Source organism: Rhodoferax sp. (assembly GCF_012927445.1).
In the GTDB taxonomy this organism is placed as follows: domain Bacteria; phylum Pseudomonadota; class Gammaproteobacteria; order Burkholderiales; family Burkholderiaceae_C; genus Rhodoferax.
This window is the reverse complement of record NZ_JABBPD010000004.1, coordinates 971037-983860: the sequence shown is the minus strand read 5'-3', so window position 1 is coordinate 983860 and position 12824 is coordinate 971037. Positions and strand designations below refer to the sequence as shown.

The following is a 12824-nucleotide window of genomic DNA, read 5'->3' as shown; positions in this document are numbered from 1 at the left end:
TGCGCACTGCGCGCACAGAAAGCCGGTAACTGTGCGTAACACGGCAATAGTTGACAGGCTTGTCATGTTTTTCCGGGCCGGCTACACCTTCAACCCCGGGTTCAGCTCGCCACCACCACCCGGTTGCGCCCGGCGCTCTTGGCTTCGTAAAGCGCCTTGTCAGCCGCCAGCAGCAAGGCGTCCACCGTCGTGCCGTGGGTCGGAAACTGCGCCAGGCCGATGGAAATCGTGACCGTCATCACGTCCTTGCCGGACGCATGCAGCACCAGCTGCTCAACCTTCTGGCGCACCAGTTCCGCGCGTTCAAACGCCAGCTGGTCCGTGATGTCCGCCAGCACGATGGTGAACTCCTCGCCGCCGTAGCGCGCCGCCACGTCGCTGCCGCGCGTCTGGCTTTGCAGCACCTGCGCCACCTCGCGCAGCACTTGGTCGCCGACCTCATGCCCGTGCGTATCGTTGAAGCGCTTGAAGTGGTCGATGTCAATCATCATCAGCGCCAGGCCCGCGTAATCGCCCTTGGTCTGCTGGCGCACGGCGCGCATCATTTCGCGCTGTGATGATTCATCGAAGAAACGACGGTTGTACAGGCCCGTCAACACGTCGCGGATGGCGGCCTGGCGCAAGGATTCACGCAGCTTCAGGTTGCCAATGGAGAAGCCGACCTGCTCCAGTGCAAAGCGCCGGCTGCCCTCGCTTTCCAGACTCTCTTGCGCGTCGCTTGCCGCATCCGCCTCCAGCACCACCACGCCCAGCAGTTCACCGTAGGCCATCAGCGGCAGGCACTGGATATTGTTGTTGTTGTGCGCGCTCGCGTACTCGGATTGCAGATGCGCACACGAGGCCGAACCGGTCTCAAACGGTTGCCGAAACGGCTGCCGCAGCCGCGCGGCCCAGCACTCGCTGGGCTCGAACGATTCGACAAATGATTTGTCACCCCAGGTGAAGGCTTGGCGCAAGGGGTCGTGCCCGGCCGCCGCCAAATACAGCGCACCACTGGCCGCACGCATCAAGGGCGGCAGGTGCTGCTTGAGCAAGCCCGCCGCTTCCTCCAGGTCCGCGCAAGACTGCAAAAAGCGGCTCAGCTCGGACAAGCCGTGCACCTGCTCATTGCGGGTGGCCGCCGCCGCCAGCAGCCGCGACAACTCGACATTGCGCTGATCCATCTCCTGCTGGGCGGCGTCCTTCTGGATCGCCGCGTTGCGAAAGCGCTGAACCAGGCCGGCCAGCAACAGCAGGTTGACCAAAATTGACACCCCCAGTGTCAGATAGTATTTTTTGATTTCCTGCTCAATTTCGGCCTCCAATTGGCTCGTGCGGTGAGCCTGATCAGTACCCAAGCCACGCCACGCCGCGCGCACCGCGTTCATGGTCTGGTTGTCCGTGTCGGTCAGTATCAATTCCACTGCTTCATTGGAACGTCCTTCACTCTTCAGCTTCACGATACGGTCAAGGTCTTGCAACTTGGCAGCGATGGCCTTGTCCAGCACGCCAAGCGGCGCAACGGCGGACGGGTCCTGGCTCAGCGCCACACCGAGTGCGGCACGTGACGCCCGCATTTGGGTCAGCGCGGTGTAGTAAGGCTGCAGATAGGGCGCGCGGCCACTGAGCAGAAAACCGCGCTGCCCGGTCTCTGCGTCCAGCAGCTGGTTCATCAGGTCATTCAGCGCCTTGTTGACGAGCAGCGAATGGGTCTTCACCTCGCGCGAATCCCCCAGGCGCGCCAGGCTGCGCTGCGTCAGCACCGCCGTGGCGAACATGGCCGCGATCAGCAGCAGCCAGATGGCCGACGTCAAACTCCAATAGCTTTTGTTTTGATCGGGGCTTGCGAGTGACATGGGCGATTCCAGGGTGGGTTGAGGTCTATGGCCGACCTCTTGACGCCCAGTAGAACAGCTTTGAACTGTGCATTTGTACGGGGCGTTTCTCGGTGCGGTGCCGCGCACAGCCGTGCAGCGCCGACCCCGCTGCAGCGTGAACAGGGCACTGCGCGCCAGCCAGGGCGAGCCTGCTGCGTTAACACTTCTAGCAAACTGTTACAAAAAAAGAGCGTGAGTCCATAATGACTCGCAAACATTCTCAGGGACGGGATAAGAACAATGGCTACCTTGATACCGGCGCTTGGCGCCTGCGTGTCGCGCATGACCGCAGGCGAGCGCCGACTGGCTGAGCGGCTGGAACACAAGCTCGACGACGATTACCTGCTCTGGTACGACGTGCCGATGGGGCCGCGCAATTTGCACCCCGACTTCTGCGTGATGCACCCCCGGCGCGGGATTCTGATGGTGAAAGACTGGCGCTTGAACACACCCTAAGGCAACTTCTATTCCTTTTTTGGAATGTGAATGTGTTCATTCAAATATTCACAAGTGCAACAACGTCAAACGGCGGACTATCAAATGAGCTTTACTCTGGAAAAACTTGGCATGGCCTACCGCAAGGCCAAGGTAGATTTATATTATTCAACAGATGCACCTTTACTTTCGATAGCCAAGTATGAGGAAAAGCTCCCCGAGAACCTGCTGTCTTTGCTGGACAGGCTCAACGGGGTTGATGAGAACTGGATCACCGAAAACGCCTTTCTTGGCGGCTGGACGTTGGCCGCAAAGTCTATTTCCTGGGCTGACCGAAAAAAATTTCATGAGAAACATGGCAACGGACTAATTTTCTCGTCGCCCGAGGACGAGTGGAAACACACCTGCGAGTTACTCGCAAAAACTACAGAGTACAAAAAGCCGGAGGCCGAATTCCGCCTGATGGCTCAAGTTAGTCTAGATTTTCATGTGTTGTCCACTCTATGGATGCTCGAAGTGGGTCACCAGTACGATGCCAATCTCACAGGCTGCGCCTACGGCAATCGCATGCGCAGAAAGCTGGACAAAGGCATTAATCCACTCTCTATAGGCTCCTTCGAGCCGTACCTAAGACCCTTTCGCACTTGGCGCGATGAAGGCATTGCGGCCATGCGTACCGCTCTGGCCGCCAAAAAGAAAGTCGTCGCCCTCACTGCAGATGTCACCGCCTTTTACCATGAGCTGAATCCGGACTTTATGCTCGATGATCGCTTCAACCAAAAGATGGAATTGAAACTTTCGCTAGAGCAGCAAAAACTCCATAACCTGTTTATCAAGGCACTAAAAGCTTGGGCTGAGACAACACCGCTAAAAAAAGGGTTGCCCGTTGGGCTGCCTGCTTCTGCCTTGGTGGCCAACGTCGCCCTTATCGATCTTGATCGGCTGCTCGAGCAACAGGTGGCCCCGCTGTATTACGGACGCTATGTGGACGACATTCTTCTGGTGATGGAAAACGGTGCGGAATTTCAATCCACAATTCAACTCTGGGAATGGCTGTTCAAGCGTTCAGATGAGAAGCTGGGCTGGACTGACGGTGGAAAGACGGCGATTCAGTTTAATCCCGACTATCTGGATGGCAGTCAGATCCGCTTTACCAATAGTAAAAATAAGGTTTTTTTGCTCGCAGGCGAAACTGGCAAGACCTTGGTGGACTCCATAGCCCACCAGATTCATGAACGAGCCAGTGAATGGCGGGCCTTGCCCAATCTACCACGCTCCGCCAGCGATGTTGGTACGGACTTGGTGGCCGCAACGCAAAGCGATGGTGTGGCGGCAGACAACCTGCGCAAGGCCGATGCACTCACAATGCGCCGCGCTGGTTTTGCCATCAAGCTGCGCGACTTTGAGGCCTACGAACGGGATCTTCCGCCAGAAGCTTGGCAAGCGCATCGCCACGCCTTTTTTTGTGCCTTCATTCAACATGTGATAACACTGCCACACTTCTTCGAGCTGGCTACTTATCTGCCGCGCGTGGTGCGGCTGGCAACCGCTTGCGAGGATTTTGAGAAGCTGCGCAAAATCATCCGGGCGCTGGAGCACATGTGCCGAAGTGTTGAGAAATACTGCTCCGCCAGCATCAAATCCTGCCCTGAAGAGTCGCCACAAGAAGATGCAGCCGTTATCGAGCGTTGGAGGCGCCAGCTCTTAAAGTCGGTGCGCGAAAGTGTTATCGCAGCGTTCCCGCCACGTCTTTCCAAAGCAGGCAAAGTGTCCTGGCTGAACGAAATGGAGAAGGAGGAGACTTGGACTGATCTTTGGCCCATTGCTGATTTCGATGACCAATTTGCGCCAACGATCAAAGGAATTCAGTTGGATCAGGCGCGGCTGTTCTCGCTCGATCTGGCCCACATGCCTTTCCGTTTTATCGGTCTGCCGAAGGAAATGATCGCCCAACGCGGTGTTCCGCATAGGAAGGCTGTGACGGTTCTCAATGACGTTTCGCAGCTTTTGCCGTCGAACATCGTGGATGGTGTCACGACGCTTGCTCGCTGGATCAAATTCAACAAAGACCTTCCCCGTGGCCTGCTGTTTCCTACACGGCCATTCAATCTGGCTGAACTGTTCGTACTGGTCAATGAGCCATTTGCCGAGAGCAGCCAAAAGGACATACAGGCAGTAGTGCTCGCCTTGCGAGGCTTCTCGCTGAGTGAAAAAATGCCCTGTTTCGACGGCAGAGGCGTTTTGCAGATCCCCGATGGTGAGACACAACCCAAACAAACCATTGCCGTGTCGAGCTGGAAGACCCGCCTTAACAGTTGGGTCGCCTCGGTCACACGCACGGCAGATCCCGATTATCTGGACCGCTATGCGCGCCTGAACCGACTGGTGAACAGCGTGATTTCGCAGCCCAAGGGTGCCCGCTATTTAATCCTGCCCGAGCTGGCCTTGCCCGCGCATTGGTTCATGCGTATCGCGCTGAAACTGCAAGGACGCGGTATTTCTCTCATCGCCGGCATCGAGTACCTGCATGCCAGCAAAGGCCGTGTGCGGAATCAGGTGTGGGCTGCGTTGTCGCACGATGGCTTGGGATTTCCGTCAACGATGATCTACCGGCAGGACAAGCAACGGCCAGCCCTGCATGAGGAGCAGGAGTTACAACGCCTTGCAGGAGTGGAGTTGAAGCCCGACAAACCATGGAAGTCTCCATCCCCGCCGGTGCTGCAACATGGCCATTTCCGCTTCGCCATATTGGTATGCAGTGAGCTCACAAACATCGCGTACCGTACGGCCCTACGCGGCCAGGTGGACGCCTTGTTTATTCCGGAATGGAACCAAGACACAGAGACTTTCAATGCACTGGTGGAATCCGCTGCCCTGGACATTCACGCCTACATCATCCAATGTAATGACCGCCAATTTGGCGACAGCCGCATTCGGATGCCCCACCAGGACAACTGGCGACGGGATGTGCTGCGCGTCAAGGGCGGCATTGAAGACTATTGCGTCACTGGCGAGATCGATATTCATGCCCTACGGCAGTTCCAGTCCAGCTATCGCTCACCGAGGGGCCCGTTCAAGCCGGTGCCGGATGGGTTCGAGATCAATCACGACAGGAAGGTCTTACCTTTGGCAGGCTAAAGATGAGCTAAAAAACGCTAAATTTAACCGGGCATGCCAACCCCCCCCTTTCCGGCGACCGGCGCGGTTCGCTGGTTTATCCCGGCACCGGCCAATGGCGTGAACGATGCGGCACCCCTGACGATCACCGGGTTTGCCGAGGCATGCCGTCATGATCCCCATTCGCAGGAAGGTATTGAGCCGCTGGCGTTTTACCGCACGGGCAATCAGCGCATGGGGCGCCGTATCGACCTGAACGGACGACTCAACGGCAATCTCAAAATACGCCGCGCCAGTTTTTTCTAATGTCCGAGGTGCCTTGGATTTCTAGTTGCTATTTAATTAATTAATAGCTGCTCACTCAGGTAATACGGTGGCTAGAGCCTGATTCGAGCAATAAATTTGCAGGTGCAGCACCTGCTGATCCCGCCAAGTGGGCGCGGTGTACCTCGTCAGCTGCGGCGCTGGCGCGGATCGCCTACCATCCACCCGGTCCACTTTCGCCCAATCAAGGGCTCCAACGGAGAAAGCTATGTTCAATCATGTGATGCTGGGTGTGAATGATCTTGAGGCCTCAAAGAAGTTTTACGACGCGCTTTTGGGAACACTTGGCATCGGCCCAGGGGTTGCCAACAAGAACCGGTATTTCTACAGCAGCCCCACCGGCACCTTTGGCATCTCAACGCCCATCAACGGCGAGCCCGCTACGCACGGCAATGGCAGCACCATCGGGTTTGCCATGCAGTCACCCGAGCAAGCAAACGCTTTCCATGCGGCGGGCGTCGCCAACGGTGGCACCTCTTGCGAAGACCCGCCGGGGTTTCGTGAGCTCTCGATGGGCCAGATCTACCTGGCGTATGTGCGTGACCCGGACGGCAACAAGATCTGCGCGGTACATCGGCCCGCCAATTAAGTCAGACCGCAGCGCGCAGGCGGGTCACTTGATGCGCTTATCCGATTAGCGTTCGCTCCTTATTTAATAGCTTCTCACGAATGTAGTACGGGAGCTAGAGCCTGATTTCTTATAAATTCATGCCCTCCAAACCCGCAAGCTGTTTGCCTAATCGTGGCATATGGCGTACCATCAATCGCACTATTAACCACATTCTGGAGGTCCCAATGACTCACATCAGCGCCAACGATCTCAAGACCAAAGGTATTGCCGCCATCGAGTTCGCGCTCAGCACGGCGCCCGAGGCCATTGTTTCGGTGCGGGGCAAAGACCGGTTTGTGGTGATGGACATGGCGCATTACCACTACCTGCGCGAATGTGAGCTGGACGCCGCGCTGGCCGAAACCCGCACCGACCTGGCTGCCGGCCGCACGGTGCAAGAGTCGCCCGAGGCCCATTTGGCGCGGCTGGCCGCGCTGTGAGCGCGTCGCCATGCCGTTTGCCCTGCTCTTTACCGAGCAATACAACCGCCGGGCTGCCAAGTTTTTGAAGCAGCACCCGGAGTTGCGCAGCACCTACCTCAAGACGCTCCAGTTGCTGGAGGCCAACCCCGCTCACCCTTCGTTGCGTTTGCATGCCTTGCGCGGCAAGTTCGACGGCCTGCATTCGGTGTCCATCAACTTGTCGTACCGCATCACGCTGGAGCTGTTGATTCAAGACCAGCAGATCATCCCGGTGAACGTGGGCGACCATGACGCGGTTTATTGATTGATCAAAACTCCTGATTTGAGAGCTTCTCACGCATTATTTAATGCGGGCTAGAGCCTGATTCCTCATAAAGTTTTACCTGTCAGGCCACGTCGCCTGAGCCGATTCAACAAAAATACGGCTCGCAAATTGAGCCGTATTGACTAAAATGCGGCTCATGACCACCCCATCGCAAACCGCACAGCCCACTTACATCTGGCAACACCCCGGCTGGCCGACGCTCGTGTTTGATGCCGGGGCCGTGGCGCACGACCTGACTGTGGCCCATTTGCAGATGGGTCGGGTATTGGGTTTGCTGGACGCCATTGGCTTGACCGACGCGCAGGAAATTGCCCGTGAGTTATGGGTACAAGAGGCCATCGCCACGGCGGCGATTGAGGGTGAACAACTCGATCTGACGGCCGTTCGGTCGTCGGTGGCGCATCGCTTGGGGCTGGCCGATGCCTCCACCCGCGACCGCCATGTGGATGGTTTGGTGGCGGTGATGCAGGACGCCACCAGCGGCTACCAAGCGGTGTTGGACAGCGACCGTTTGTGTCGCTGGCAGTCCGCCCTGTTTCCGGGCGGCACGTCGGGTCTGCATCGGATTGCCGTCGGGCGTTACCGTGACCATACTGACCCGATGCAAATCGTCAGCGGGCGGCAAGGGCACGAGGTGGTGCATTACACCGCGCCTGCGTCAGACAAGGTGGCGGCTGACATGGTGAAGTTTCTGGCCTGGTTTGAGGCCACGCGCCCCACCAGCAATGCCGCCCCCGACCTCAACGGCTTGGCCCGCGCCGCACTGGCGCATTTGTGGTTTGAATCGATTCACCCCTTTGAAGACGGCAATGGCCGTCTGGGGCGCGCCATTGTGGACCTGGCGCTGGCGCAGGCGGTGGGCGCACCCGCACGCCTGTTGGGCATGTCGCGGCAACTGCTGGCGGTTAGGGCCGCGTATTACGACGCCTTGAACCGGGCGCAGTCCGGCGGGCTGGACGTGACGCCCTGGGTGCAATGGTTTGTGCAGGCTTTCACGCAGGGCTGCATCCAGTCGCAGGCGGTGGTGAAGCAGGCGCTGGACAAGGCCCGCTTCAGGCAGCGCGCGACCAGCCTCGCGGTCAATGAGCGGCAAAGCAAGGTGTTGAATCGTTTGCTGGAAGCGGGAAGCAGTGAATTGGGCGGCGGCTTTCTTGGCGGCATGACGGCGGAAAAATACAGCCAGATTACCGGCACCTCCAAAGCCACTGCCACCCGCGACCTGTCAGAGCTGTTGCGCCATGGTTTGCTCAAAGTGGAGGGCGTCGGCAAGGCCACCCGCTATGCCGTCAACGTCGAAGGCTGGCATCAGCCCACCACGAGTTGAGTTGCCAAGACAGCGAGGCGATATCGCTCCTTATTTAATAGCGGCTTGCGCAGGTGGGACGGGGGCTAGAGGCCTATTTGGTATATATCACTAGCGCACACACCGAAATGTCAAGTTCAACCTGCGCCGCCCCAGTAGCGCGTGCTCGCCATCGGCCAGTGCGGCCACACCGTGGTAGGCCAGCCGCGATGGGCCGCCCCACACCACCACGTCGCCATGCACCAGCCGCCAGCGTTGCGGGCGGTCTTGGCGGCTGGGGGTGCCGAACAGAAACACCGCCGGCAAACCCAGCGACAGCGAGACGATGGGCGCGCGCAGGTCGAGTTCGTCCTTGTCCTGGTGCAGCGAGAGTTTGGCGCCGGGCACGTATTGGTTGATCAGGCAGGCATCGGGCGAAAAGTTGGCGTAACCGGCCTGCGCAGCGGCGCGTTGGGCCAGGTCCAGCAGGCAAGCGGGCAGGGCGGGCCAGGGTTGGTCCGTGAGCGGGTCCACCGCAGCGTAGCGGTAGCCGCTGGCGCTGGACACCCAGCCGAGCGGGCCGCAATTGCTCATGGCCACCGACATGGTGTAGCCGCCGGGGGTTTGCCAGTGGCGTAACGGGGCTTGCTGGAGGACGGTCTCGATGGCCTGCAGCAGGGCGGCATCGCCGTCCTTGGCAAAGCCGTGCAGCAGCACCGCGCCGGGCGCGATCTGCGTCAGCGCGGTCTCGGGGGGCAGGTCGTCAAACAGGGCCATTGGGGGTTTACTTTAAACAAATAGGCATGGATGGCAATGTGGACACTGTCCTTTATTCGTGCTATTTTTTCGTGCCCGCTGTACACAATTGATTTCACGCCCCGTCGTGAACGCTTAAAGCAAGGCGTCGCGGCACTTCAAACTGAAAGGAAACAGACCATGCCTACCAACACCGTTCAGCTTCACCGCGTCATTCGCGCCCAACCCGAGCGCATCTACCGGGCCTTTTTGGAGGCCGATGCCCTGGCCAAGTGGCTACCGCCCTATGGGTTTACCTGCAAGGTCCACCACATGGAAGCCCAGGTTGGCGGCACCTTCAGAATGTCGTTCACCAATTTCGGCACCGGCCACGGCCACAGCTTTGGTGGTGAGTACCTGGAGTTGGTGACGGCGGCCAAGATTTGCTACTCGGACAAGTTTGACGACCCCAACCTGCCCGGCACCATGAAGACCACCGTCACCTTCAAGCCCGTGGTCTGCGGTACCGAACTGAGCATCGTGCAGATAGGCGTGCCCGAGGTCATCCCCGTGGAGATGTGCTACTTGGGCTGGCAAGAATCCCTCGCACAACTCGCCACACTGGTTGAGCCACAAATTCCGGACTAAGCCCGGTAACCCCCGCCAGCCATTCACCCCACCACTTTTCCGAGAGGATGTAGTTGCTAGTGCCGTTGATGATGCCGGCGGCGTTTGTGGCTCAGCCTTGGCCGCCGAGGGGCGACAATCGACCATCCACGGATGACCGGCCAAGCGGCCACCCATCACCAACTTTATTTAAGAGTAGCAACATGCCCCAAGATTTGAATCCACAGACCGAAGTAAACAAGCCGGAGCTTTGCGAGTCGTGCGCTGGCGTCCAGCGCAACTGGCGCGGCGCCCCCGGCCATCCTGAACTGATGCAAGGCGTCAACCGCAAAGAAGCGCGCGGCCACGGTCAGGTCACCATCACCAAGTACCGCTGTGAACGCTGCGGCACCCAGTGGGAGTACGAAAACGACAAGGTCAACCTGCACGCCGGTTGGTCGGTGGTGGGCCACTAACCGCCCGTTTCCCTTTCAAGGAACCGCCATGACCGATCTCTCCGCCTTCCCCGTCACCCACAAGTGGCCCGCCCAGCATCCTGAGCGGCTGCAACTCTACTCGCTGCCCACGCCCAACGGCGTCAAGGTGTCGATCATGCTGGAGGAGAGCGGCCTGGCGTACGAGCCGCATCTGGTCAGCTTTGAGACGCAAGACCAGCTGTCGCCGGAGTTTCTTTCGCTCAATCCCAACAACAAGATTCCGGCCATCCTCGACCCCAACGGGCCCGGCGGCAAGCCGCTGGCGTTGTTCGAGTCCGGTGCGATCCTGCTGTACCTGGCCGAAAAGACCGGCCACTGCCTCCCGCCGGAGGCGGCGCAGCGCTATGAGACGATCCAGTGGCTGATGTTCCAGATGGGCGGCATCGGCCCGATGTTTGGCCAACTCGGTTTCTTCCACAAGTTCGCCGGCAAAGACTATGAAGACAAACGCCCGCGTGACCGCTATGTGGCCGAGTCCAAACGCCTGCTCGCCGTGCTGGAGCAGCGGCTCGCCAACCGCGCCTGGATCATGGGCGACACCTACACCATCGCCGACATCGCCACCTTCCCCTGGGTGCGCAACCTGATCGGCTTCTACGAGGCCGGTGAGCTGGTCGGCATGCCAGATTTCCCGAACGTGACCCGGGTGCTGGCGGCCTTTGTGGCGCGGCCAGCGGTGGTGCGCGGGCTGGAGATTCCTAAGCGGTCCTGATTTGATAGCGGCTTGCGAAGATGTGACGGGGGCTGGTGCTTGATTTGATTCAAAAAATCAAAGGTGAGGCAAGTATTCTTCAAGCATCTTTTGGACGGTGTCCGCCTGCAGGACGTCGCGGCGGCGTTTCATGGCTTCGCGCCCGGGTTGGGTGGACATCCATCGTTTAAAGGCCACAAACGTGGCGGGGTGGACGGTGTTCATGCGCGCCATGGTGCCATTGCTGGCCACGATCACCGCCGAGAAGCTGGGTGAATCCAGCAGCACGTTGGCACGTTGCGCTTGGACGACCCAGAAGTCTTCGTCCTCATCGCTGAGTTTGATGGGGTGCGGGTCGTCACCAGCGCGCTCCCGGCGGATGATGTCCACTTCAAAACCGTCTTTGTTGACGGCGGTGTATTTTTGACTTTTGCGGATCCGAAATGTGCTGTCCACTTTTTTCAAGACACCGAGCATGGAGCTGTCCACGCGCGCCAACTGCGTGGAAAAGATGATGCGTTTACGCGTGTCCCACAGCAGGTCGATGTCACGCGTAGCCAATGCCTCTGCGTCCAGGCGCACCCCGGCGGCGGCCTCGTAGGCATACAGCGCGTGGGTGCCCACCACCCGAAAGTAGTCACTCAGCTTGGTGCTTGCCAAACGGTTCAGTAACGCCACGACCAGCGGGTCCACCCGGCCCACGCGCAGGGCGCGATTGAGCCGCTGTTGTTGTACGAGTGCCGCTTGCAGGCCAGACACGCGCTCGGCGCTTTCACGCTTTCGTTGCGTGAATCGGGCGTAGATGGCATCAAGCTCTGGCGTGCGCGCCCCCAGGCTGGTCTCTGCACCAGCCGGCGTGGTTCGCACCAGGTACTTGGAGTCGGGTGATGTGGGCGGACCTGCATGCCAGTACATGCCGCCACGAACCTGGGTCGCCTCTTCCAAGGCCTCTTCCAGGGCTTCGAAGACCGAGACGGCATCGATGTATTGGCGCGAAATGGTTGCACTGGTTTCTAGCATTTCGGCATATTAATGCTATTTAAAGTTGTCTGCCGAATATTTATATAAAACAATAAGTTACGGTATATTTATATTCGATAAATTGAATCTAGTGGTGATGTTTCGGGTGAGCAGGCAGAATTTCCCGAGCGTGACCCGGATGCTGGCGGCATCTGTGGCGCGGCCGGCGGTGGTGCGCGGGGCCGGTGGCGCATTGGGTAATAACCGCATAGCTTGGGCGATTCTGGTCTGCGGCGCACAATCAAGACTGCTCTGGAGGACATGAATGCATCGCAGATTCTTTTTGACTGCCGTCCCTTGCCTGGCGCTCAGTGGGCTGGCCCAGTCGGCGTTGCCGGACGAGCAGTCCCAGCCGCAGCCCAGCTACACCGTGTCTGCCGGGCAATTGCAGCAGGCGGTGGCGCAGCGTTTTCCGCTGCGGTATCCGGTGGCGGGCCTGATGGATCTGGCGTTGCAGGCGCCGCGCCTGCGTCTGCTGCCGGCGCAGAACCGCGTGAGCGCCGAGATGGCGGTCGAGGCCGCCGGCCCGGCACTGCAGCGCAGCCTCTCGGGCACCTTCGATGTGGACTTTGCCCTGCGCTACGAGGCCAGTGACCGCACCCTGCGCGCCTACCAATTGCGCTTTAAGCGTCTGCACTTTGCGGACCTGCAACCGGCAGCGTCGGAGCTGCTCAACCTCTACGGGCCTGAATTGGCGCAGCAGTCCTTGCAGGAGGTGGTGTTGCACCAATTGCGCCCGCAAGACCTGGCGGTGGCCGATGGCTTGGGGATGCAGCCGGGCAGCATCACGGTGACGGACAAGGGTCTGGTGATTGGCTTTGTACTCAAGCCGCTGTGACAACTGGTTGCCCGCTGTTTGAATATTTTTGCTCCGGTCGCCATAGTGTTCTCTGCCGCTAGACGC

General features: G+C 59.2%; 13 protein-coding genes and 1 pseudogene. 11 read left to right on the top strand and 3 right to left on the bottom strand.

Going from position 1 to position 12824, the window contains the following annotated elements:
• Nucleotides 1-101 precede the first annotated feature (101 nt).
• Nucleotides 102-1835, bottom strand: a complete 1734-nt coding sequence (locus tag HHJ17_RS10300; protein ID WP_296497766.1) for a diguanylate cyclase — start codon at nucleotides 1833-1835, stop codon at nucleotides 102-104.
• Nucleotides 1836-2096: 261 nt separating this feature from the next.
• Here HHJ17_RS10300 and HHJ17_RS10295 point away from each other — a divergent pair.
• The 7 genes and pseudogenes from HHJ17_RS10295 to HHJ17_RS10265 all read left to right on the top strand — a co-directional run.
• Nucleotides 2097-2306, top strand: a pseudogene (locus HHJ17_RS10295) (NERD domain-containing protein); the annotation flags it as partial.
• Nucleotides 2307-2396: 90 nt separating this feature from the next.
• Nucleotides 2397-5429 (top strand): RNA-directed DNA polymerase, encoded by a 3033-nt coding sequence (locus HHJ17_RS10290; RefSeq protein ID WP_296505696.1) that lies wholly within the window; start codon nucleotides 2397-2399, stop codon nucleotides 5427-5429.
• A gap of 33 nt (nucleotides 5430-5462) precedes the next feature.
• On the top strand, nucleotides 5463-5714 hold the full coding sequence (locus HHJ17_RS10285; RefSeq protein WP_296501750.1) for a hypothetical protein: 252 nt from the start codon (nucleotides 5463-5465) through the stop codon (nucleotides 5712-5714).
• A gap of 226 nt (nucleotides 5715-5940) precedes the next feature.
• A complete protein-coding gene (locus HHJ17_RS10280; protein ID WP_296501749.1) occupies nucleotides 5941-6321 on the top strand; it encodes a VOC family protein in 381 nt (126 codons plus the stop codon).
• 206 nt (nucleotides 6322-6527) lie between these two features.
• On the top strand, nucleotides 6528-6782 hold the full coding sequence (locus HHJ17_RS10275) for a hypothetical protein (protein ID WP_296501748.1): 255 nt from the start codon (nucleotides 6528-6530) through the stop codon (nucleotides 6780-6782).
• Nucleotides 6783-6792: 10 nt separating this feature from the next.
• Nucleotides 6793-7068: a hypothetical protein gene (locus HHJ17_RS10270; protein WP_296501747.1), complete on the top strand. Its 276-nt coding sequence runs from the start codon at nucleotides 6793-6795 to the stop codon at nucleotides 7066-7068.
• A 157-nt stretch (nucleotides 7069-7225) separates the two neighbouring features.
• Complete coding sequence (locus HHJ17_RS10265; RefSeq protein ID WP_296501746.1) at nucleotides 7226-8413, top strand: Fic family protein; 1188 nt, start codon at nucleotides 7226-7228, stop codon at nucleotides 8411-8413.
• 90 nt (nucleotides 8414-8503) lie between these two features.
• Here the strand turns inward: HHJ17_RS10265 and alkB are convergent, their stop codons facing one another.
• Complete coding sequence (alkB, locus tag HHJ17_RS10260) at nucleotides 8504-9148, bottom strand: DNA oxidative demethylase AlkB (RefSeq protein ID WP_296501745.1); 645 nt, start codon at nucleotides 9146-9148, stop codon at nucleotides 8504-8506.
• Nucleotides 9149-9307: 159 nt separating this feature from the next.
• On the opposite strand from alkB, the gene HHJ17_RS10255 reads away from it, so the two are divergent.
• From HHJ17_RS10255 to HHJ17_RS10245, 3 genes are all read left to right on the top strand, one after another.
• Complete coding sequence (locus HHJ17_RS10255) at nucleotides 9308-9754, top strand: SRPBCC family protein (protein WP_296501744.1); 447 nt, start codon at nucleotides 9308-9310, stop codon at nucleotides 9752-9754.
• A gap of 182 nt (nucleotides 9755-9936) precedes the next feature.
• Nucleotides 9937-10188 (top strand): hypothetical protein, encoded by a 252-nt coding sequence (locus HHJ17_RS10250; protein WP_296501743.1) that lies wholly within the window; start codon nucleotides 9937-9939, stop codon nucleotides 10186-10188.
• Between the two features lie 28 nt (nucleotides 10189-10216).
• Nucleotides 10217-10921 carry a glutathione S-transferase N-terminal domain-containing protein gene (locus HHJ17_RS10245; protein ID WP_296501742.1) on the top strand — a complete coding sequence of 235 codons (705 nt, stop codon included), beginning with the start codon at nucleotides 10217-10219 and terminating at the stop codon, nucleotides 10919-10921.
• 57 nt (nucleotides 10922-10978) lie between these two features.
• Here HHJ17_RS10245 and HHJ17_RS10240 read toward each other — a convergent pair whose 3' ends face one another.
• Nucleotides 10979-11920 (bottom strand): GSU2403 family nucleotidyltransferase fold protein, encoded by a 942-nt coding sequence (locus tag HHJ17_RS10240; RefSeq protein ID WP_296501741.1) that lies wholly within the window; start codon nucleotides 11918-11920, stop codon nucleotides 10979-10981.
• 265 nt (nucleotides 11921-12185) lie between these two features.
• Between HHJ17_RS10240 and HHJ17_RS10235 the strand changes: the two genes are divergently transcribed.
• Nucleotides 12186-12758: a DUF1439 domain-containing protein gene (locus HHJ17_RS10235; RefSeq protein ID WP_296501740.1), complete on the top strand. Its 573-nt coding sequence runs from the start codon at nucleotides 12186-12188 to the stop codon at nucleotides 12756-12758.
• The last annotated feature ends 66 nt before the right edge of the window (nucleotides 12759-12824 follow it).

Excerpts from the sequence above, each read along its gene's own strand:
- HHJ17_RS10255 (WP_296501744.1), top strand. The coding sequence starts at position 9,308 with ATGCCTACCAACACCGTTCAGCTTCACCGCGTCATTCGCGCCCAACCC.
- HHJ17_RS10235 (WP_296501740.1), top strand. The coding sequence starts at position 12,186 with ATGCATCGCAGATTCTTTTTGACTGCCGTCCCTTGCCTGGCGCTCAGT.
- HHJ17_RS10245 (WP_296501742.1), top strand. The coding sequence starts at position 10,217 with ATGACCGATCTCTCCGCCTTCCCCGTCACCCACAAGTGGCCCGCCCAG.
- HHJ17_RS10240 (WP_296501741.1), bottom strand. The coding sequence starts at position 11,920 with ATGCTAGAAACCAGTGCAACCATTTCGCGCCAATACATCGATGCCGTC.
- HHJ17_RS10265 (WP_296501746.1), top strand. The coding sequence starts at position 7,226 with ATGACCACCCCATCGCAAACCGCACAGCCCACTTACATCTGGCAACAC.
- HHJ17_RS10300 (WP_296497766.1), bottom strand. The coding sequence starts at position 1,835 with ATGTCACTCGCAAGCCCCGATCAAAACAAAAGCTATTGGAGTTTGACG.
- HHJ17_RS10270 (WP_296501747.1), top strand. The coding sequence starts at position 6,793 with ATGCCGTTTGCCCTGCTCTTTACCGAGCAATACAACCGCCGGGCTGCC.
- HHJ17_RS10275 (WP_296501748.1), top strand. The coding sequence starts at position 6,528 with ATGACTCACATCAGCGCCAACGATCTCAAGACCAAAGGTATTGCCGCC.
- HHJ17_RS10290 (WP_296505696.1), top strand. The coding sequence starts at position 2,397 with ATGAGCTTTACTCTGGAAAAACTTGGCATGGCCTACCGCAAGGCCAAG.
- HHJ17_RS10285 (WP_296501750.1), top strand. The coding sequence starts at position 5,463 with ATGCCAACCCCCCCCTTTCCGGCGACCGGCGCGGTTCGCTGGTTTATC.
- HHJ17_RS10280 (WP_296501749.1), top strand. The coding sequence starts at position 5,941 with ATGTTCAATCATGTGATGCTGGGTGTGAATGATCTTGAGGCCTCAAAG.
- HHJ17_RS10250 (WP_296501743.1), top strand. The coding sequence starts at position 9,937 with ATGCCCCAAGATTTGAATCCACAGACCGAAGTAAACAAGCCGGAGCTT.
- alkB (WP_296501745.1), bottom strand. The coding sequence starts at position 9,148 with ATGGCCCTGTTTGACGACCTGCCCCCCGAGACCGCGCTGACGCAGATC.